Annotated in this window: 12 protein-coding genes, 16 tRNA genes and 3 rRNA genes; 4 read left to right on the top strand and 27 right to left on the bottom strand. The window is 43.2% G+C overall.

What is annotated here, in order from left to right:
• Nucleotides 1–12: 12 nt before the first annotated feature.
• From QNH29_RS06040 to QNH29_RS06030, 3 genes are all read right to left on the bottom strand, one after another.
• Complete coding sequence (locus QNH29_RS06040) at nt 13–1,146, bottom strand: M24 family metallopeptidase (RefSeq protein ID WP_283863916.1); 1,134 nt, start codon at nt 1,144–1,146, stop codon at nt 13–15.
• A 103-nt stretch (nt 1,147–1,249) separates the two neighbouring features.
• Nucleotides 1,250–3,298: a CocE/NonD family hydrolase gene (locus tag QNH29_RS06035; RefSeq protein WP_283863915.1), complete on the bottom strand. Its 2,049-nt coding sequence runs from the start codon at nt 3,296–3,298 to the stop codon at nt 1,250–1,252.
• A 45-nt stretch (nt 3,299–3,343) separates the two neighbouring features.
• A complete protein-coding gene (locus QNH29_RS06030) occupies nt 3,344–4,882 on the bottom strand; it encodes a BCCT family transporter (RefSeq protein ID WP_283863914.1) in 1,539 nt (512 codons plus the stop codon).
• A 180-nt stretch (nt 4,883–5,062) separates the two neighbouring features.
• On the opposite strand from QNH29_RS06030, the gene QNH29_RS06025 reads away from it, so the two are divergent.
• Entirely contained in the window at nt 5,063–5,746 is a 684-nt protein-coding gene (locus tag QNH29_RS06025) for a TetR/AcrR family transcriptional regulator (protein WP_283863913.1), read from the top strand.
• Nucleotides 5,747–6,029: 283 nt separating this feature from the next.
• On the opposite strand, the gene QNH29_RS06020 is transcribed toward QNH29_RS06025, so the two are convergent.
• The 20 genes from QNH29_RS06020 to QNH29_RS05925 all read right to left on the bottom strand — a co-directional run bounded on the left by QNH29_RS06020 (nt 6,030) and on the right by QNH29_RS05925 (nt 13,894).
• A tRNA-Leu gene (locus QNH29_RS06020) sits at nt 6,030–6,110 on the bottom strand.
• Between the two features lie 23 nt (nt 6,111–6,133).
• Nucleotides 6,134–6,219 (bottom strand) — tRNA-Leu (locus QNH29_RS06015).
• Between the two features lie 35 nt (nt 6,220–6,254).
• Nucleotides 6,255–6,325, bottom strand: a tRNA-Cys gene (locus tag QNH29_RS06010).
• Between the two features lie 6 nt (nt 6,326–6,331).
• Nucleotides 6,332–6,406 (bottom strand) — tRNA-Gly (locus QNH29_RS06005).
• Nucleotides 6,407–6,410: 4 nt separating this feature from the next.
• A tRNA-Gln gene (locus QNH29_RS06000) sits at nt 6,411–6,485 on the bottom strand.
• Between the two features lie 37 nt (nt 6,486–6,522).
• Nucleotides 6,523–6,595 (bottom strand) — tRNA-His (locus QNH29_RS05995).
• Nucleotides 6,596–6,610: 15 nt separating this feature from the next.
• Nucleotides 6,611–6,684, bottom strand: a tRNA-Trp gene (locus QNH29_RS05990).
• 5 nt (nt 6,685–6,689) lie between these two features.
• A tRNA-Tyr gene (locus QNH29_RS05985) sits at nt 6,690–6,774 on the bottom strand.
• Between the two features lie 24 nt (nt 6,775–6,798).
• Nucleotides 6,799–6,874, bottom strand: a tRNA-Thr gene (locus QNH29_RS05980).
• 25 nt (nt 6,875–6,899) lie between these two features.
• Nucleotides 6,900–6,975, bottom strand: a tRNA-Phe gene (locus QNH29_RS05975).
• 29 nt (nt 6,976–7,004) lie between these two features.
• Nucleotides 7,005–7,081, bottom strand: a tRNA-Asp gene (locus tag QNH29_RS05970).
• 3 nt (nt 7,082–7,084) lie between these two features.
• Nucleotides 7,085–7,158, bottom strand: a tRNA-Met gene (locus QNH29_RS05965).
• 155 nt (nt 7,159–7,313) lie between these two features.
• A tRNA-Val gene (locus tag QNH29_RS05960) sits at nt 7,314–7,389 on the bottom strand.
• Between the two features lie 38 nt (nt 7,390–7,427).
• Nucleotides 7,428–7,502, bottom strand: a tRNA-Glu gene (locus tag QNH29_RS05955).
• 25 nt (nt 7,503–7,527) lie between these two features.
• Nucleotides 7,528–7,619, bottom strand: a tRNA-Ser gene (locus tag QNH29_RS05950).
• Nucleotides 7,620–7,628: 9 nt separating this feature from the next.
• Nucleotides 7,629–7,703 (bottom strand) — tRNA-Asn (locus tag QNH29_RS05945).
• Between the two features lie 17 nt (nt 7,704–7,720).
• Nucleotides 7,721–7,836: ribosomal RNA gene (gene rrf, locus QNH29_RS05940) — 5S ribosomal RNA — on the bottom strand.
• Between the two features lie 127 nt (nt 7,837–7,963).
• Nucleotides 7,964–10,901 (bottom strand): 23S ribosomal RNA (locus QNH29_RS05935).
• Nucleotides 10,902–11,199: 298 nt separating this feature from the next.
• A 16S ribosomal RNA gene (locus QNH29_RS05930) occupies nt 11,200–12,749 on the bottom strand.
• The 16S, 23S and 5S rRNA genes sit together here with 16 tRNA genes alongside, the layout of an rRNA operon.
• A 269-nt stretch (nt 12,750–13,018) precedes the next feature.
• Complete coding sequence (locus QNH29_RS05925) at nt 13,019–13,894, bottom strand: nucleotidyltransferase-like protein (RefSeq protein ID WP_283863912.1); 876 nt, start codon at nt 13,892–13,894, stop codon at nt 13,019–13,021.
• A gap of 148 nt (nt 13,895–14,042) precedes the next feature.
• Here QNH29_RS05925 and QNH29_RS05920 point away from each other — a divergent pair, with 148 nt between their 5' ends.
• The gene (locus QNH29_RS05920; protein ID WP_283863911.1) at nt 14,043–14,408 is read left to right on the top strand and encodes a YgzB family protein; all 366 of its coding nucleotides are present in this window, start codon (nt 14,043–14,045) and stop codon (nt 14,406–14,408) included.
• 17 nt (nt 14,409–14,425) lie between these two features.
• On the opposite strand, the gene perR is transcribed toward QNH29_RS05920, so the two are convergent.
• Nucleotides 14,426–14,863: a peroxide-responsive transcriptional repressor PerR gene (gene perR / locus QNH29_RS05915; RefSeq protein ID WP_179602546.1), complete on the bottom strand. Its 438-nt coding sequence runs from the start codon at nt 14,861–14,863 to the stop codon at nt 14,426–14,428.
• Nucleotides 14,864–15,334: 471 nt separating this feature from the next.
• A complete protein-coding gene (locus tag QNH29_RS05910) occupies nt 15,335–16,192 on the bottom strand; it encodes an MBL fold metallo-hydrolase (protein ID WP_283863910.1) in 858 nt (285 codons plus the stop codon).
• 88 nt (nt 16,193–16,280) lie between these two features.
• On the opposite strand from QNH29_RS05910, the gene QNH29_RS05905 reads away from it, so the two are divergent.
• Nucleotides 16,281–17,042, top strand: coding sequence for an IclR family transcriptional regulator (locus tag QNH29_RS05905; protein ID WP_283863909.1), 762 nt, complete (start codon nt 16,281–16,283; stop codon nt 17,040–17,042).
• 82 nt (nt 17,043–17,124) lie between these two features.
• On the opposite strand, the gene bcp is transcribed toward QNH29_RS05905, so the two are convergent.
• Together bcp and QNH29_RS05895 are read right to left on the bottom strand one after the other, a co-directional pair.
• Nucleotides 17,125–17,595: a thioredoxin-dependent thiol peroxidase gene (gene bcp, locus QNH29_RS05900; RefSeq protein ID WP_283863908.1), complete on the bottom strand. Its 471-nt coding sequence runs from the start codon at nt 17,593–17,595 to the stop codon at nt 17,125–17,127.
• 65 nt (nt 17,596–17,660) lie between these two features.
• Nucleotides 17,661–18,065 (bottom strand): ion channel, encoded by a 405-nt coding sequence (locus QNH29_RS05895; RefSeq protein ID WP_349654892.1) that lies wholly within the window; start codon nt 18,063–18,065, stop codon nt 17,661–17,663.
• Nucleotides 18,066–18,239: 174 nt separating this feature from the next.
• Between QNH29_RS05895 and QNH29_RS05890 the strand changes: the two genes are divergently transcribed.
• Nucleotides 18,240–19,535, top strand: coding sequence for a glutamate-1-semialdehyde 2,1-aminomutase (locus tag QNH29_RS05890; protein WP_283863907.1), 1,296 nt, complete (start codon nt 18,240–18,242; stop codon nt 19,533–19,535).
• The last annotated feature ends 13 nt before the right edge of the window (nt 19,536–19,548 follow it).

Genomic DNA, 19,548 nt, shown 5'->3' with positions numbered 1-19,548 from the left:
ATGGTAATTAGATTAAAAAATGAGAGAGTCAATGCCTCTAGGATAATGGGTTATAGAATAACTTCCGCTTTTCGTTAAAATAACCGTATCGGAATGCCGATAACCTCCTAGTCCCGGAACATAAATCCCCGGTTCAATCGTATAGACCATCCCTTCTTGTAAAACCAACTCATTATCAAAACGGAGATATGGTTCTTCATGTTCAGACAATCCCAATCCATGTCCGACCCGATGGTTTACATACTCACCGTAACCAGCCTTATTAAAAACTTCATAAGAAGCTAGATCCACTTCCTTCGCTGTGATTCCAGGACGAATCATGTCCATTCCTACCTGCTGTGCTTCGACTGCTAACTTTAAAAGATCCTTTTGTTTTTCAGAAGGCTGGCCGACAAAAAATGTCCGCTCATTTTCAGCCCTATAGCCATTGAACCATACCTGGCGGCTATGGATGACCACATCACCATCTTCAAATTTTCTCGTACTTGAATACAAATGAGGCTTTTCACTGCGTTTTACTCCTGAACACGTCCAGTCTTCATAGCCAACGATCTCCTCTGGGTAGTCCTTTGAGGCAATCCCCAACAATAATCGATCACCACAAGAGTCAAATTCTAACTCGCTGATTCCAACCCTTGCGTGTCTTAAAGATTCATCCAATGCATAATCAGAGAGCTTACCGGCCACTTTAAGCCTTTCAATTTCATACTCATCTTTGATTGCTCGCATATTCACAACCTTCTGACCGATATCTACTAACTCGAATCCTAATTGTTTCAGGAACAGATAAACACTTGAAGGAAGGACTTCCACTTCAACCCCTAGCTTCGTTCCGAAAGGGTATGTCTTTAACAATTTTGATAAATGGTCAAGGTATGAAACCTCTCGATGTCTCATATCAATTTGTTCAAAATAGACATAAAGTTTATCGACATTCGCTTTTTCAGCTGCATGAACCTCTTCCAGCCCGGGAACAATAAGCTCTGTTTGGTCGTGACTGATGAGTGTAACAATTGGACGAGAATACGATATCGCCCGAAAACCGCTTAGATAATACTGATTGTCCGGCTCCCAAATAAGGCTTAACTCAATTTCTTTTTCAGACATATAGTTTCGAAATGTTTCAAGTCGTTTTTTGATGCTCAACGAAAAAACCTCCTTTTCACTTTTTTGTACAGAGAAAAGCCCCCTGAAAAAAAACCTAGAGTTTTACAGAGGACATCTCAAAAGCTATCATTCTATTAAACGATTAAACTAAGTCACGTGGGATCTCAGAATTCCAATTTTTCTTAAAAACCTGTTTCTCACCCTCAAAAGCCTTAAGTTCATTCGTTATAAAAAACCGCTCCGCATCTGACTTCATCGTACTAACACTTTCGAGTCGGGTCTGCCACTCACCTCGACCTACATCCAATGTCCACTCACAGCATACCTCTGCAGATAACGGATCACCCTCAGAAATCGTATAGGTATTTCGGTTGGTGCTGCCATATTCGATCCCATTGCTCAAGAGACGACGTGCGCCTTCATCGGAAAAGTCTTCAAGTAACCATACTCCCTTAATAAGATCGTGGTGAACCTTTCGGGTTCGGCTTTCTTCTCTTAAAATTTCCCGTTCTGCTACACATGCTGTCTCTGGTGCACCAAAATCGGGCAGTTCATAATCCCTTTCTTGCGGCGGTCGAACCGGCAATGTCAGGCGGGTTTGGTTACTACTGATTACGGTTAACGTGACAGGTTCAGGCGATGGCCACGCATGCGGCCAGTAGTTGGGCGATAATGCAACCTGCCAGCGGTGTCCAGCTGGAAGTACATGACCGATTGCATTAAGACAAACTTTAACTGTGTAGCGTTCCCCAGGTATCAAAGGAGTTGGATGTTCATGGCTCTCACGATGGGTGAGATTCAACATCCCCCAGCTGACCAAGGTTACTGCCCCGTCCGGAGCAACATCGCATAGGCGTACCGCAAGAAGAGCATTCGGCTTGTCAGACGCTAGCTCCACCTGAATCTCTGGGAACCCGAGAATCTCCATTGGTGATTCTAGTGGTTCTGATGTAAAGTACACAGACTGCCCATTTTCAAGGCGCTGATCGGACGCTAAATCACCAGGCTGTCCAAAAGGACACCAAACGCCAGCATAAAGTCCATGGGTTTGCACGCTTGGTACAATAATCTCCTTCTCTTCAGATGGTTTTTCAATTAACTGCTGACCGTTTAACCAGAATTCTGCCGGAACAATATTCGGTGACGGCCATTCATTTTCTGCCACCCAGCGGCCTGTGCGCTCTGGGTAATCGACCTGTGGCGGGACACTATCCTGCATCCACGCCCGGAGCATCGGTTCCTCCATAATCCCGGTATCTACTTCTTTTAGCCACTGATCCCACCAGCGTAAGCATTCCTGAAGGAAACCGATTGCTGGACCTGGCACTGCGACCTCCGGATACTCATGTGCCCATGGTCCAATTAATCCTTTGCGCGGACCCGTCAGCCCGCCGAGCAGCCTTAAGATTGCATTGGTATAGCCATCTGCCCAGCCGCCGACAGCAAAAACAGGAATATTGATATCGGAATAGTTTTCACATACTGAACCGTGTTTCCAGTAGTCGTCCCGACGCTGATGCTTCACCCATTCCTCAACAAACGGCGGTGTTTTCTCAAGCCGTTCCAGCCATGTGGTGCGCCACTCTTCACCAACAACATTAGGGTCAGCAGGCCGGCCATTGTAGACAAGCATAGTTGACGCCCACCACTGCATATCAGAGGCAAGAAGGCAGCCGCCCATATAGTGGACATCGTCCGCGTAGCGATCATCTGTGGAACAAAGCGTGATAATCGCCTTTAAGGCAGGGTGACGGCGTGCCGCCACCTGCAGTCCATTAAAGCCGCCCCAAGACTTTCCAATCATTCCAACAGAACCTGTAGACCAAGGCTGTGACTCAATCCAACTCAACACATCCAAAGCATCATCCTGCTCCTGCGGCAAGTATTCATCGTACAAAATTCCATCTGAATCACCAGACCCCCGCATATCCACACGAATGCTGGCATATCCATGACCTGCAAAATATGGATGACGGATTGAGTCTCTTAAGGCCGTAAAGTCATTTTTACGGTAGGGAAGATATTCTAGAATTGCGGGCACGGGATTCTGTTCTGCATCCTCCGGGAGCCAAATTCGCGCTGCAAGCCTGGTCCCATCTGACATTGGAATCCAAACATGCTCGATCTCACGAACCTTCCGCGGGAACTCAGTCTTAATTGTTAGGAAAGAATCACGTACATTAAAAACCATGGTATTACCTCCAGACTTTTGTCACACTCTCTCAATCAGCTGGTTTCATCCTGCCTTTTCTTCTAGGTCCGATTCAGCTGAAGAGTTCTTCTTGTGGTCTTGCTTTAACCATCTTAATAATGACACTGTTAATAAAATATAGATGATAATTACCGGTACGGATACGATAACCGATGAGGTTTGAATGACATTTAATCCGCCAATCATAAGTAAGGCTATTGCCATTACCGCTAAAATGGCTCCCCATAACAAGCGGTGCCAGCGGGCTGGTTCTTGCCCATCCTTTAACTCCTTGGTCGCAATGGCTGATAAAATGTAAGTCGCAGAATCCAAGGAAGTTGCCAGAAAAATAAAACCTAAAGTTACAAAGAATATCAATACGACCGTACTAATAGGAAGCGTTTTTAATACCTCAACTACAACAGCTGGACCACCCTTGGCGTCTAGTATTTGTGTAATTGGCAGAATATCATTTAATTGCAGGTGCATAGAATAACCGCCGAAGACAGCAAAATAGAGCCAGCTTCCTAATGAACCCCATAAGAGAACGGAACTGATTAATTCTCGAATTGTTCTGCCTTTTGAAATACGAGCAACGAATAAACCCATAAATGGTGCTGTCGCTGCAAACCAAGCCCAATAAAAAACCGTCCATGCTTGCGGGAAGCCGCCTTTATTGATTGGATCCGTATAGAAGCTCATTTGGACAATATTTTGAAGCATTAAGCCTAAACTGTTTGTAAAATAAGATAAAATGAATAGCGTTGGACCAGCGATTAGAACAAATAAAGCTAGTGCTAATGCAAGGTAAACGTTAATGTCGCTTAGTTTTCTAATCCCTTTATATAGTCCAAGATATGCGCTGGAACAGTAAATCACCGTCCAGATTAGTATGATGATAATACTTAAACCGAGAGATTGCTCCATTCCTAAAATTTCTCCAATAACGGCAGAAATCATCGGTACGCCTAACCCTAAAGAAGTACCGAGTCCGCCAACTAGGCTCCAGATCACTAGGATATCAATGATTTTCCCAACCCAGCCATCCGCATATTTACCAAGTGCCCCGCGGCATGCAGTACTGATTTTTAACGATGATTGCTTTTTTACAAAAAAGGAGTATGCAATGGTAACCGTTGGCAAGGCGTAAAGCGACCATGCCGATATACCCCAATGGAATAACCCGTATGTAACTGCCCACTCGGCTGCTTCATTACTATTCGCTTCAATTCCAAATGGAGGACCAATATAATAGTAGATTGGTTCCATAATTGACCAGAACATGATACTAGTCCCCATCCCAGCACAAAACAGCATTGCTCCCCAGCTAAAGGAAGAAAATTCAGGTTTTCCCTCACCAAGTTTAATTTTTCCGTAGCGGCCAAAAATCAGCCAAATCAGGACAATAAATAAGCCTACCGTTAATAATTGAAAAGCCCAATCCAATTTAAAGGTGATATCTGACATCATATTGCTTAACACCGGTTCTGCTGATTCACGGTTGACAACCAACAATAATGTGGCTGCAACAATCACAATTAAAGATGACCAAAAAACGACAGGATCAATTTTTACCTTCTCCATTACCTCAACCCCTTTTTAGTAAAAAATATTTTCCAACTTTCCCCTTTCTTGTGTTATGATTAATTTAGTAATCATGATTATTTTATAACTATGGTTATATTATCATAGCGGTTATTTTCTGACAATATAAATTTTCTAAAAATTCACTATATAAAAATTTTCTGTGAAGAGGGTTACGATATGAAAAAAAAGGAAATTCAAATGAGCCGAATGTGGACGTATTTTGTTGATGCAACCGCTGAAATTATCGAGGAGGAGGGAATTGATAAGATTACCATCAGGAAGGTGGCAGAACGTGCGGGCTATAATAGCGCAACGATTTATAACTACTTTTCCGAACTTTCCCATTTAGTCTTTTTTGCCTCAATGAAGTTTTTGAAAACCTATACGGAAGAAGTCGCTATCTATATGGAAAAGGGGAACACTCCAATAGAAAAATACCTATTGGCTTGGCAATGTTTTTGTAAGCATTCATTCAAAGCCCCACAAATCTTTCATGCTATTTTTATTATGGACTTAGGGGAACATCCAGAAGATCTACTAGAAGAATACTATAAACTTTATCCAAACGACTTAATTAACATCCCAGAAGAATTAAAACCCATTCTCTTTGAGCGAAATATGGACAAAAGGGGCTTGGGGCTATTACAGGCAGCTGCAAGCGAAGGCCAGATAAAAGTAGAAAATATCGATGGAATCAATGAACTGACAAACCTAATTTGGCAAGGAATGTTATCAAATATCCTAAATAACCGGACACACTACAATCTCGAAGAAGCAGAAAAGATAACTATGAACTATATAAATGAAGTCGTCCGAAATCATCAACTATTTACATTTCAAAAATCCAATTTTGAAATGTAATTTGTTTGTAAGCACCTTTTTTATCGCTCATAACAAAACTGGCCTCCAAGATGAGAGCCGGTTTTGTTTGTATTATGACTGGTTTATTATTGGGTTATCAATGATAGAAAAAGAATTCGCACCAAACATCTTCATTCGTGATTATAGATCATTACTTGTAAGGAGCAGGAAGTAAGAATACATGCATTATGTAAAAACAAAAGCATTTTATGAGAATAGCCTTTGAACAAACAAAAAACACCCACAAACGTTGATTTAACAACATTTGTGAGTGTTTTTTAGATACCGGTGGTCGGGGTCGAACCGACACTCCAGAGGAACACGATTTTGAGTCGTGCGCGTCTGCCAATTCCGCCACACCGGCATTATATTATTTTTTAAAAGTAATGCCGAGGACCGGAATCGAACCGGTACGGTAGTCACCTACCGCAGGATTTTAAGTCCTGTGCGTCTGCCAGTTCCGCCACCCCGGCGCAATAGAATGCGCTATTAATTCTAAGAAAAATTAAGGCGGCAACCGGATTCGAACCGGTGGTAAAGGTTTTGCAGACCTCTGCCTTACCACTTGGCTATGCCGCCATATTATGGAGCGGAAGACGGGATTCGAACCCGCGACCCCCACCTTGGCAAGGTGGTGTTCTACCACTGAACTACTTCCGCAAATTGGCTGGGCTAGCTGGATTTGAACCAACGCATGTCGCAGTCAAAGTGCGATGCCTTACCGCTTGGCTATAGCCCAATGATAATTTTCATCTTCAACTAAAGTGGTCTTAAGGGGCGACTGATGGGAATCGAACCCACGAATGTCGGAACCACAATCCGATGCGTTAACCACTTCGCCACAATCGCCATAATAAAATTGATTGGCAGGGGTAGTAGGAATTGAACCCACACCAAAGGTTTTGGAGACCTTCGTTCTACCTTTAAACTATACCCCTATAAATGGTGGAGGGGGACGGATTCGAACCGCCGAACCCTGAGGGAGCGGATTTACAGTCCGCCGCGTTTAGCCACTTCGCTACCCCTCCACATAATATGAAATTTCCACCAAATGGTGCCGGCTAGAGGACTTGAACCCCCAACCTACTGATTACAAGTCAGTTGCTCTACCAATTGAGCTAAACCGGCAAGCATATAATCAATAGAATAAAAATGGTGGCTCAGGACGGAATCGAACCGCCGACACAAGGATTTTCAGTCCTTTGCTCTACCGACTGAGCTACTGAGCCACATTATATAGCCTTTTCCTAAATGAAAATGGCGGTCTGGACGGGACTCGAACCCGCGACCTCCTGCGTGACAGGCAGGCATTCTAACCAACTGAACTACCAGACCGAATTGCGGGGACAGGATTTGAACCTGCGACCTTCGGGTTATGAGCCCGACGAGCTACCGGACTGCTCCACCCCGCGACAATAAGAATTATTACAATTACTCCATGCCCATACTTTGTATGGACTGTATCAATCTCAGAAAGCCAATTCAAGCAGCAGTTCGATTGATACAACTCGCAGTTAATTCTGTGAAGTAACGCTCGTTGCTCCACTCCGCGACAATAGAAATACTATGGTGGAGGATGACGGGATCGAACCGCCGACCCTCTGCTTGTAAGGCAGATGCTCTCCCAGCTGAGCTAATCCTCCATATATTAAAGGTTATTTTCGTTGCTTCAGAAAAACGTTGGTGACCCCTACGGGATTCGAACCCGTGTTACCGCCGTGAAAGGGCGGTGTCTTAACCGCTTGACCAAGGGGCCGTTACAAGTTATAGATAGTGTTTTATGGCGGAGAGCAAGGGATTTGAACCCTTGAGACAGGGTTACCCGCCTACACGATTTCCAATCGTGCTCCTTCGGCCACTCGGACAGCTCTCCATAAAAGAATGGCTCCGCAGGTAGGACTCGAACCTACGACCGATCGGTTAACAGCCGATAGCTCTACCACTGAGCTACTGCGGAATAATAATAGTAATGCAGTCTGGCAACGTCCTACTCTCACAGGGACAAAGTCCCAACTACCATCGGCGCTGAGAAGCTTAACTTCCGTGTTCGGTATGGGAACGGGTGTGACCTTCTCGCCATTATTACCAGACTACTTTTCTCAAAGACAATCTTTATTATACTGTCTTTTTGAGATTTTTCAAGAGGTTTTTTAAAAAAATTCATTCCCTCAAAACTAGATAATTCAGAAGAAGTTTGTAAAACGAGTTCACCTTAAATTGGTTAAGTCCTCGAACGATTAGTATCAGTCAGCTCCACACGTTACCGCGCTTCCACCTCTGACCTATCAACCTGATCATCTTTCAGGGTTCTTACTAGCTTGACGCTATGGGAAATCTCATCTTGAGGGGGGCTTCATGCTTAGATGCTTTCAGCACTTATCCCGTCCGCACATAGCTACCCAGCGATGCCTTTGGCAAGACAACTGGTACACCAGCGGTGCGTCCATCCCGGTCCTCTCGTACTAAGGACAGCTCCTCTCAAATTTCCTGCGCCCACGACGGATAGGGACCGAACTGTCTCACGACGTTCTGAACCCAGCTCGCGTACCGCTTTAATGGGCGAACAGCCCAACCCTTGGGACCGACTACAGCCCCAGGATGCGATGAGCCGACATCGAGGTGCCAAACCTCCCCGTCGATGTGGACTCTTGGGGGAGATAAGCCTGTTATCCCCGGGGTAGCTTTTATCCGTTGAGCGATGGCCCTTCCATGCGGAACCACCGGATCACTAAGCCCGACTTTCGTCCCTGCTCGACTTGTAGGTCTCGCAGTCAAGCTCCCTTGTGCCTTTACACTCTGCGAATGATTTCCAACCATTCTGAGGGAACCTTTGGGCGCCTCCGTTACTCTTTAGGAGGCGACCGCCCCAGTCAAACTGCCCACCTGACACTGTCTCCCACCCCGATGAGGGGTGTGGGTTAGAATTTCAATACAGCCAGGGTAGTATCCCACCGACGCCTCCACCGAAGCTGGCGCTCCGGTTTCTCAGGCTCCTACCTATCCTGTACAAGCTGTACCAAAATTCAATATCAGGCTACAGTAAAGCTCCACGGGGTCTTTCCGTCCTGTCGCGGGTAACCTGCATCTTCACAGGTACTATAATTTCACCGAGTCTCTCGTTGAGACAGTGCCCAGATCGTTACGCCTTTCGTGCGGGTCGGAACTTACCCGACAAGGAATTTCGCTACCTTAGGACCGTTATAGTTACGGCCGCCGTTTACTGGGGCTTCGATTCAGAGCTTCGCTTAGCAGCTAACCCCTCCTCTTAACCTTCCAGCACCGGGCAGGCGTCAGCCCCTATACTTCGCCTTGCGGCTTCGCAGAGACCTGTGTTTTTGCTAAACAGTCGCCTGGGCCTATTCACTGCGGCTCTTCGAGGCTATTCACCTCAAAAAGCACCCCTTCTCCCGAAGTTACGGGGTCATTTTGCCGAGTTCCTTAACGAGAGTTCTCTCGCTCACCTTAGGATTCTCTCCTCGCCTACCTGTGTCGGTTTGCGGTACGGGCACCTTTTATCTCGCTAGAGGCTTTTCTTGGCAGTGTGGAATCAGGAACTTCGGTACTATATTTCCCTCGGCATCACAGCTCAGCCTTAAGGTGAACGGATTTTCCTATTCACCAGCCTAACTGCTTACACGCACATATCCAGCAGTGCGCTTACCCTATCCTCCTGCGTCCCCCCATCACTCAAACGATAAAGAGGTGGTACAGGAATATCAACCTGTTGTCCATCGCCTACGCCTTTCGGCCTCGGCTTAGGTCCCGACTAACCCTGAGAGGACGAGCCTTCCTCAGGAAACCTTAGGCATACGGTGGATGGGATTCTCACCCATCTTTCGCTACTCATACCGGCATTCTCACTTCTAAGCGCTCCACCAGTCCTTACGGTCTAGCTTCAACGCCCTTAGAACGCTCTCCTACCACTGACACCATATGGTGTCAATCCACAGCTTCGGTGTTACGTTTAGCCCCGGTACATTTTCGGCGCAGAGTCACTCGACCAGTGAGCTATTACGCACTCTTTAAATGGTGGCTGCTTCTAAGCCAACATCCTGGTTGTCTAAGCAACTCCACATCCTTTTCCACTTAACGTAAACTTTGGGACCTTAGCTGGTGGTCTGGGCTGTTTCCCTTTTGACTACGGATCTTATCACTCGCAGTCTGACTCCCACGGATAAGTCTTTGGCATTCGGAGTTTGTCTGAATTCGGTAACCCGATGAGGGCCCCTAGTCCAAACAGTGCTCTACCTCCAAGACTCTTACAACGTGAGGCTAGCCCTAAAGCTATTTCGGAGAGAACCAGCTATCTCCAAGTTCGATTGGAATTTCTCCGCTACCCACACCTCATCCCCGCACTTTTCAACGTGCGTGGGTTCGGGCCTCCATCCAGTGTTACCTGGACTTCACCCTGGACATGGGTAGATCACCTGGTTTCGGGTCTACGACCACATACTCATTCGCCCTATTCAGACTCGCTTTCGCTGCGGCTCCGTCTCTTCAACTTAACCTTGCATGGGATCGTAACTCGCCGGTTCATTCTACAAAAGGCACGCCATCACCCATGAACGGGCTCTGACTACTTGTAGGCACACGGTTTCAGGATCTCTTTCACTCCCCTTCCGGGGTGCTTTTCACCTTTCCCTCACGGTACTGGTTCACTATCGGTCACTAGGGAGTATTTAGCCTTGGGAGATGGTCCTCCCAGCTTCCGACCGGATTTCACGTGTCCGGCCGTACTCAGGATCCACTCAGGAGGGAACGAAGTTTCAACTACAGGGTTTTTACCTTCTATGACGGACCTTTCCAGATCGCTTCATCTACCCCGTTCCTTTGTAACTCCATGTTGAGTGTCCTACAACCCCAAGAGGCAAGCCTCTTGGTTTGGGCTATGTCCCGTTTCGCTCGCCGCTACTCAGGGAATCGCGTTTGCTTTCTCTTCCTCCGGGTACTTAGATGTTTCAGTTCCCCGGGTCTGCCTTCAATACCCTATGTATTCAGGTAAAGATACTGCTCCATTACGAGCAGTGGGTTCCCCCATTCGGAAATCTCCGGATCAAAGCTTACTTACAGCTCCCCGAAGCATATCGGTGTTAGTCCCGTCCTTCATCGGCTCCTAGTGCCAAGGCATCCACCGTGCGCCCTTTCTAACTTAACCTAAATGGTTATACTCTTAAATGAATAAGAGAGAAAAACTAAAATGGCGATTCTCGGTTTTACTTTGACTTCTTCTTACGATTATCTAGTTTTCAAGGAACGAGGCTACTGATTTCAATCACATCGTGATTAAACTTCAGAGCTTTACATCATGCTGCCTTGCGACGAGCTGAGGGACTACTTCCTCGAGCTACTGCGGCGCAGGAGCAAATGTTTTGAGAGAGAATTGCACTCTCAAAACTAAACAAACAAGTAACAGTCAACTTCTTATCAGTCCACAAGGACTGCATTATCCTTAGAAAGGAGGTGATCCAGCCGCACCTTCCGATACGGCTACCTTGTTACGACTTCACCCCAATCATCTGTCCCACCTTAGGCGGCTGGCTCCTTGCGGTTACCCCACCGACTTCGGGTGTTACAAACTCTCGTGGTGTGACGGGCGGTGTGTACAAGGCCCGGGAACGTATTCACCGCGGCATGCTGATCCGCGATTACTAGCGATTCCGGCTTCATGCAGGCGAGTTGCAGCCTGCAATCCGAACTGAGAATGGTTTTATGGGATTGGCTAAACCTCGCGGTCTTGCAGCCCTTTGTACCATCCATTGTAGCACGTGTGTAGCCCAGGTCATAAGGGGCATGATGATTTGACGTCATCCCCACCTTCCTCCGGTTTGTCACCGGCAGTCACCTTAGAGTGCCCAACTGAATGCTGGCAACTAAGATCAAGGGTTGCGCTCGTTGCGGGACTTAACCCAACATCTCACGACACGAGCTGACGACAACCATGCACCACCTGTCACTCTGTCCCCCGAAGGGGAAAGTCCTATCTCTAGGAGTGTCAGAGGATGTCAAGACCTGGTAAGGTTCTTCGCGTTGCTTCGAATTAAACCACATGCTCCACCGCTTGTGCGGGCCCCCGTCAATTCCTTTGAGTTTCAGCCTTGCGGCCGTACTCCCCAGGCGGAGTGCTTAATGCGTTAGCTGCAGCACTAAAGGGCGGAAACCCTCTAACACTTAGCACTCATCGTTTACGGCGTGGACTACCAGGGTATCTAATCCTGTTTGCTCCCCACGCTTTCGCGCCTCAGCGTCAGTTACAGACCAGAAAGCCGCCTTCGCCACTGGTGTTCCTCCACATCTCTACGCATTTCACCGCTACACGTGGAATTCCGCTTTCCTCTTCTGTACTCAAGTCCCCCAGTTTCCAATGACCCTCCACGGTTGAGCCGTGGGCTTTCACATCAGACTTAAAGGACCGCCTGCGCGCGCTTTACGCCCAATAATTCCGGACAACGCTTGCCACCTACGTATTACCGCGGCTGCTGGCACGTAGTTAGCCGTGGCTTTCTGGTTAGGTACCGTCAAGGTACCGGCAGTTACTCCGGTACTTGTTCTTCCCTAACAACAGAGCTTTACGACCCGAAGGCCTTCATCGCTCACGCGGCGTTGCTCCGTCAGACTTTCGTCCATTGCGGAAGATTCCCTACTGCTGCCTCCCGTAGGAGTCTGGGCCGTGTCTCAGTCCCAGTGTGGCCGATCACCCTCTCAGGTCGGCTACGCATCGTCGCCTTGGTGAGCCGTTACCTCACCAACTAGCTAATGCGCCGCGGGCCCATCTGTAAGTGTCAGCCGAAACCGACTTTCAGCTTTTCCTCATGAGAGGAAAAGGATTATCCGGTATTAGCTCCGGTTTCCCGAAGTTATCCCAGTCTTACAGGCAGGTTGCCCACGTGTTACTCACCCGTCCGCCGCTAACCAAGAGGTGCAAGCACCTCTTGGTTCGCTCGACTTGCATGTATTAGGCACGCCGCCAGCGTTCGTCCTGAGCCAGGATCAAACTCTCCAAGAAAGTTGATATAGCTCATTTTGTTACGTTGGCTAGTTTCTATAGAAGAAACTAATAATTTTTGTTGACGTTCTTGTTTGTTTAGTTTTCAAAGAACAATAATCACTTTCGCTCGTAAGCGACTTTTATAATATAACACAATTTATTTTATAGTGTCAATATTATTTTCAAAAAAATAAAACCGTCATCTGCGATAACTTAAATCATTTGTCGCAGCGACGGTTATTAATATATCAAGTATCTCAAAAAAGGTCAATAGCTTTTATTATTTTTTACAATAATTTTTTACTGACCTGATAACATCGATGATAAATACCATGTCCCTTTGTTTCTAAACTAACAACATCAATTAGTCCTTTTTCAATTAAATACTCAATAAGTACGGCCAAATCAACAGAATATGGAATCAATTCTTTTTCATTCTGTATTTCATTAAAGGACCAGTATTCTTTCATACTTAATACTTCCAGGAGATGGGCACAACCCACTTTCGTACGAGAATGTATCATAAACTCACTAGCTAAAAATAATAACTCCAGTCTTTTTTCAATAGGCTCCTCACTGTTTACAAGCTCTTCATATAATTTTACTATTTCAGGTTCAATTTGTTTAACCTGCTGCCAAACCGTTAATTCTGGATGAAGCCCATTTTCTATTACAGCTAGTCGTGCTAAGTGGTGAAGAGAATGAACAACATAATTATAGGCGTCAAGGTGTTGTTTATTTTCGAAGAGAGCCTTTCCATCTACATACCTTCTTATTAACTTCGCAAATTCTAACCCCATTTTAATCTTCCGTCCATTAAACGGGAATTCACGGAGCTCCGTTTTAAGGTTTTCAATATATTCATTGCGATCAAATAATACTTTTGCAGTATGCAGCCATTCAAAAATTTTTCGATTTGTACCTAATAGAAGCCAATCTTTTAATTGAGCCTCCGTAATAATATGCATCGCTGCCTTGCTGTCATTATAAGTATAATGCTTTATTGATAACGGCTGCTCTCCCTCTTTTACAATAATTAAAAGGATTACATCAAAGGTGTCAGTAGTATGACTTGATTTATGTCTCTTTTCTATCATCAATACCCCAAGTGTATTGGATTGACTAGCCCGTTCCTGATAAATGGGCCGAAGAATGTCTTTCATCCATCATTCCTCCATTTTTCTCGATAACTATATGTTCGACAGTAATAAAGAATCTCCTTCTTATACACAAGACAAATTTCGACATTCTTTAACATAACATTTTTTCAGAAGATGTAAATATGGTATAGTTTGTCTAGGAGGGAGAAATATGGCTAAATATTCAAGTAAAATAAATAAAATCCGCAGCTTTGCATTATCCTTAATATTTATCGGCTTTATTGTAATGTATGGTGGAATATACTTTCGTAACTCTCCACTTATTATGACCATCTTTATGCTTTTCGGACTATTATTTATCATTGCAAGTACAGTGGTGTATTTTTGGATTGGTATGTTATCAACCAAAACCATACAAGTTAAATGTCCAAGTTGTGGTAAACACACAAAAATGCTAGGGAAAGTGGATATGTGTATGTACTGCCGTGAACCATTAACACTTGACCCGAACCTTGAAGGCAAAGAATTTGATGAGTCCTATAATAAAAAGTCAAAAAATAAAAAGCCGATATCTTAATCGGCTTTTTCGCATTTTTAATGCACTTCTTTACTTGTGCACTCAGGACATGTCCCGTAAATTTCCATACGATGATTATTCACTTTAAATCCGGTAACATGAGAAGCAAGTTGTTCCACTTCATCTAACCCAGGATAATGGAAATCAACGATTTTTCCGCAGTTCTCACAAATTACGTGGTAATGGTGTGATGTTACAAAATCGAATCGACTAGAAGCATCACCATATGTTAATTCTTTTACTAAACCTACCTCACGAAATACTCGTAAATTATTGTAAACTGTCGCCACACTCATATTAGGAAATTTTCCTTCAAGGGCTTTATAAATATCATCTGCTGTAGGATGTGACATCGAGTTTATTAAATATTCAAGTATCGCATGACGTTGTGGAGTTATTCGTACTCCAGTTTCTTTTAAAGTTTCCAATGCTTCTTTTAACTGATTCATCGCCATGCACCTCTATTCCAAAAATATTCTTACATTATAATTGTTATAATTAGTTTACTAAGAAATTAATACTTTTGTCAATATTGTAATATCATTATTAGGCAATTGTGATTATTTTTGATTGTATAACTTCTACTTCCACTTTACTTCTTTTCCATTAAGGGTTGCTAGCTCCGCACCAACGTGCAAAAGATTTGTTTGTATTTTATGATACATATTCTTTATTAATTCTATCTTTTGAAAAGATTCATCTATTAAATAACTTAATGCCAGCCTTTTTCATTGAATTTGTTTTTCACAGCCAGCGGTGATAATCAATCCATAAAAAAAGGGTCGATTATCGACCCAACAAGTTTTATCTGAGGAGGTATGCCCTAATAAAATGATATTCATATTACAGTCTTTTGCATTGGACAAATGCCTCTTCTATAGAAAATAGGCTAGTTTTTTAGAAAAAAAACTTTTCATTTTTTTGACTTAGGGATTAATCACAAGTCCATCCTCAGCCGCTATAATTTCCCCTTTATAACCTGATTCTGAAAATACTTTTGAAATACTTGGTATGTCTACCTTACCTAGACCAATATGGGTTAGAACAAGTTTTTTAGCCTTTGATTCCGCAGCCATTTTGGCAAGGTCTTCTAGATCAGCATGTAATTGCATTAAACCTTGCTTTAAATTTTCCCGTGGCTGTTCAGGTACAAAGGAAAAATCACTCGCTAACATTCCATCTATTACTAAAATATCGGCTTTCTTTGCAAACTTTGCAAATTCCTCAGAATAGGTTAAATCACCTGATACCACTACACTTTTTCCGTTGGCATCAAAACGATACGCATAGGTTGGAACAGTATGCGGGACAGGGATGGATGTAATCTTTACACCATCGAGCTCGAACTTATATTTATCCTCTTTAAAATCTTGAATCGTTACATTTGTAAAAATTCCATCCTTTGGCCAGCCTAAACTAGAACGATACTCTAAATCTGTCTTAAAGAAATTAACTGTCGTATTATATAGTTCTTGGACTTGAGGTCCGACTAGGTTTAAGGAACGTCTTCCTGTAGGTCCCTGCCAGCCATCAATGAAAAAATTCCAAAAGCCTCCTTTATGGTCAACATGCTGATGTGTAAACAACATATTTGTAATTTTTTCTGCAGGCAGACCAATCTTTAATAGTGTACTCGTTGTATTTTCTCCGCTGTCGACTAAGAAAAATTTATCTTTATATTGTTCTGTTGGAATAGCGGTGTCGAAGTCTCGATTATCTGTAATTTTGTATCCATTTTTATAGTAAAACTCCTTCATCACAGGTCTTACTATTACTATATCCATAAATTTTTCCATTTTTCAAGAATTTCACTATATTGTTTACAACACTAGCTATGATAATATAGGGATTAGGGTCTTTAGGAGGTTCAATATGGAAGTCATAAAAAAAGGAACTACCATTCAATCATTAGAAGTAGGGATGGGCATTGTGGATTCAATTGCCAAACATGGCAGGCCGTTAAAATTTTCTGAAATTCAAGAATTAACACAGATTACCAAAAGTAATCTTTATAAATACTTAAATACCTTTACACAATTAGGTCTTCTCTTTCGTTACAAGGATACAGGAGAATATGTATTAGGGAGTAAGTTAATTGAATACGGAATGGCCGCTGCAGATCAAGAAAATGTTATCGACCGTATTTCTCCTTATCTTCATGAAATAAACGAGATATTTTCGAGTACCGTTCTATTCTCAAGTTGGACACATAGTGGTCCAATGATTATTAAAGATTATAATAAAAATCGAGGAATAAATATTGGTGCTCAAATAGGAACCATACTTCCTATTCGATCTGCTTCAGGCAAAGTATTTATGGCGTTTATGGAAGAGGAAATGATTCGTGAATGGAAAGAGAAAGAATATACGCAAATACCTCCAGAAAAGCTAAGTCAGCTTGAAGCAGAATGTGGAATCATACGTGAGAAAGAAATTGCCTTTGCAAGGGAACCGCTGGTACCATCCGTATCTTCGGTATCCATCCCGGTTTTAAATTATGACAGAAAACTCCTAGGAAGCGTTACCGTTGTAGGCTTTTCTGAATCTATCCCACAAGATGAAAACAATGAACTGTCCCAATTCTTACTGTCTATTAGCAAAGAAATATCGTCTAGTTTTGGCTATAAGAAATAAGCGGGTATCTCCCCGCTTATTTTTTCACCCAAAGAGCCTTACTTCTCAGTGAAGAAAAGCTCTGATGTCAGCCTATGATTCTTTATGCTAGATTCTCTTTTATATACTGTAAAGCTTCTTCGACATGTCCTTTTACTTTAACTTTCCGCCATTCTTTCACCAATTTACCATCTTTATCAATGACAAATGTAGATCTTTCAATTCCCATATACTCTTTGCCGAAATTCTTCTTTAATTTCCAAACCTCATACAATTCAGAAACTCTTGTGTTTTCATCAAATAAAAGTAAAAAAGGCAAGTTGTACTTATCTATAAATTTTTCATGTTTTTCTATAGGGTCTGGGCTGACTCCAATAATGACAGAATTTAAATCTGAAAAGTCACCGTGATAATCCCTGAAATCACACGCTTGGGTCGTACAACCTGGTGTCATATCCTTGGGATAAAAATACAATACCACATTTTTGCCCTTAAAATCTGATAATTTTACTTTTTCACCATTACTAGCTAACAATTCAAAATCAGGAGCTTGTTTGCCTAACTCAATTGTCATAACTTAATCACCTCATGGAAAATATACTCTTCCATAAGCCTAACCAAACATGATGAACAATACAACTATTTAATATCTTTCACTTCACGGTCCATCAATGCTCGAGCTACAAAGGCTGCAGGCAGTGTATATCCAATTAATGCTTCGACCACTGCTACCATCCTCCCCAAGCCATGTGGAATAACATCTCCATTGCCAACAGAAAATAATGTCATTGCGCTAAAATAAAAGCTCGTTTCGAACAAGTTATAGTTGTTTTCACCATTTACCTCAACAAGTAACGAGATCCCCTTTAATTCAAATAATAAATAGATGAGCCCAAATCCGAGAATTACAGTTAGATAGATAGAACCCAAAAAAAGTGCGTTTTCAATAGAAACAAACTTTCCTTTTATCGTGTTTGGAATAAACAATGTTCTGATACTCATAAAAATACAAAAAATTACGATTGGTAATAAAAAATAAAACATCAGCGGACACCTCTATAGAGTCAGTTAGTCCCATTCTATGCCAGCTTGGACAATAAAATATCTATAATCCTTGCTAAAGTGGCAGGAGCATGAAATTTTTCAAAAGTAAAACAAATAAAAGTCGATTAAAAAAGTGCTATTATAGGAAGGAATCCATTTCAAGGAGGAAAAGGAATGCAATTTACAAATTCTGAACGAATACATAATGAAGCTTTAGAACATATTGTTGGCGGTGTAAACAGCCCCTCCCGTTCTTACAAGGCAGTCGGTGGCGGTGCCCCAGTGGTAATGGAGCGTGCGCAAGGAGCTTATTTCTATGATGTGGACGGAAATCAGTATATTGATTATCTAGCTGCTTACGGTCCGATTATCACAGGTCATGCACATCCCCATATAACGGAAGCAATTAAAAAGGCAGCTGAGACTGGTGTTCTTTTTGGAACACCTACCCCCCATGAGGTAAAGTTTGCAAAAATGCTGAAGGAAGCGATGCCCTTTTTAGAAAAGGTTCGTTTTGTGAATTCAGGTACGGAAGCAGTAATGACAACAATCCGTGTAGCCCGTGCCTATACTGGAAGAGATAAGATTATTAAGTTTGCTGGTTGTTACCATGGTCACTCTGACCTTGTTCTTGTCGCTGCTGGGTCAGGTCCATCTACTCTAGGAACCCCTGATTCTGCAGGAGTTCCTAAGAGTATCGCCCAAGAAGTGATTACCGTACCTTTTAATGATATTGAGCCATTTAAGGAAGCGTTAGAAAAGTGGGGCGATCAAATTGCTGCAGTTCTAGTGGAACCGATTGTCGGGAACTTTGGAATTGTTGAACCAAAACCAGGATTCTTACAACAGGTAAATGATCTTACTCATGCTGCAGGTGCGCTTGTTATCTATGATGAAGTCATTACTGCTTTCCGCTTTATGTATGGCGGAGCACAAGATTTATTAGGGATTCAGCCTGATTTAACAGCTTTAGGAAAAATAATTGGCGGCGGTCTTCCAATTGGTGCATATGGCGGACGCAAAGAAATTATGGAAGAAGTTGCACCGCTGGGGCCCGCCTATCAAGCAGGAACGATGGCTGGTAATCCAGCCTCCATCCTTTCAGGAATTGCCTGTCTCGAGGTCCTAAAGCAAGATGGAGTTTATGACTACCTTGATCGTTTAGGTGCCATGCTTGAACAAGGAATTTTAGAAGCAGCGAAAGAACATGATATTCAAATCACCATCAATCGTTTGAAGGGTGCACTTACTGTATATTTTACTAAGGAAAAAATTGAAAACTATGAGCAGGCAGAAAAAACAGACGGTGAAATGTTCGGAAGATTTTTCAAGCTAATGCTGCAGCAAGGCATAAACCTTGCACCTTCTAAATATGAGGCCTGGTTCTTAACTATTGCTCATACAGAAGAAGATATAGAGGCTACACTTCATGCTGTCAACAATGCATTTTCTTTACTAAAATGCGAATAAATATACATTTTTT

The organism is Neobacillus sp. DY30 (assembly GCF_030123065.1).
Lineage (GTDB): Bacteria > Bacillota > Bacilli > Bacillales > Cytobacillaceae > Neobacillus.
This window is presented reverse-complemented; position numbering and strand designations above follow the sequence as displayed.

Coding starts and splice junctions, on each gene's coding strand:
- QNH29_RS06035 (WP_283863915.1), bottom strand. CDS start 3,298: ATGGTTTTTAATGTACGTGATTCTTTCCTAACAATTAAGACTGAGTTC.
- QNH29_RS06030 (WP_283863914.1), bottom strand. CDS start 4,882: ATGGAGAAGGTAAAAATTGATCCTGTCGTTTTTTGGTCATCTTTAATT.
- QNH29_RS06025 (WP_283863913.1), top strand. CDS start 5,063: ATGAAAAAAAAGGAAATTCAAATGAGCCGAATGTGGACGTATTTTGTT.
- QNH29_RS05925 (WP_283863912.1), bottom strand. CDS start 13,894: ATGAAAGACATTCTTCGGCCCATTTATCAGGAACGGGCTAGTCAATCC.
- QNH29_RS05920 (WP_283863911.1), top strand. CDS start 14,043: ATGGCTAAATATTCAAGTAAAATAAATAAAATCCGCAGCTTTGCATTA.
- perR (WP_179602546.1), bottom strand. CDS start 14,863: ATGGCGATGAATCAGTTAAAAGAAGCATTGGAAACTTTAAAAGAAACT.
- QNH29_RS05910 (WP_283863910.1), bottom strand. CDS start 16,192: ATGGATATAGTAATAGTAAGACCTGTGATGAAGGAGTTTTACTATAAA.
- QNH29_RS05905 (WP_283863909.1), top strand. CDS start 16,281: ATGGAAGTCATAAAAAAAGGAACTACCATTCAATCATTAGAAGTAGGG.
- bcp (WP_283863908.1), bottom strand. CDS start 17,595: ATGACAATTGAGTTAGGCAAACAAGCTCCTGATTTTGAATTGTTAGCT.
- QNH29_RS05895 (WP_349654892.1), bottom strand. CDS start 18,065: ATGTTTTATTTTTTATTACCAATCGTAATTTTTTGTATTTTTATGAGT.
- QNH29_RS05890 (WP_283863907.1), top strand. CDS start 18,240: ATGCAATTTACAAATTCTGAACGAATACATAATGAAGCTTTAGAACAT.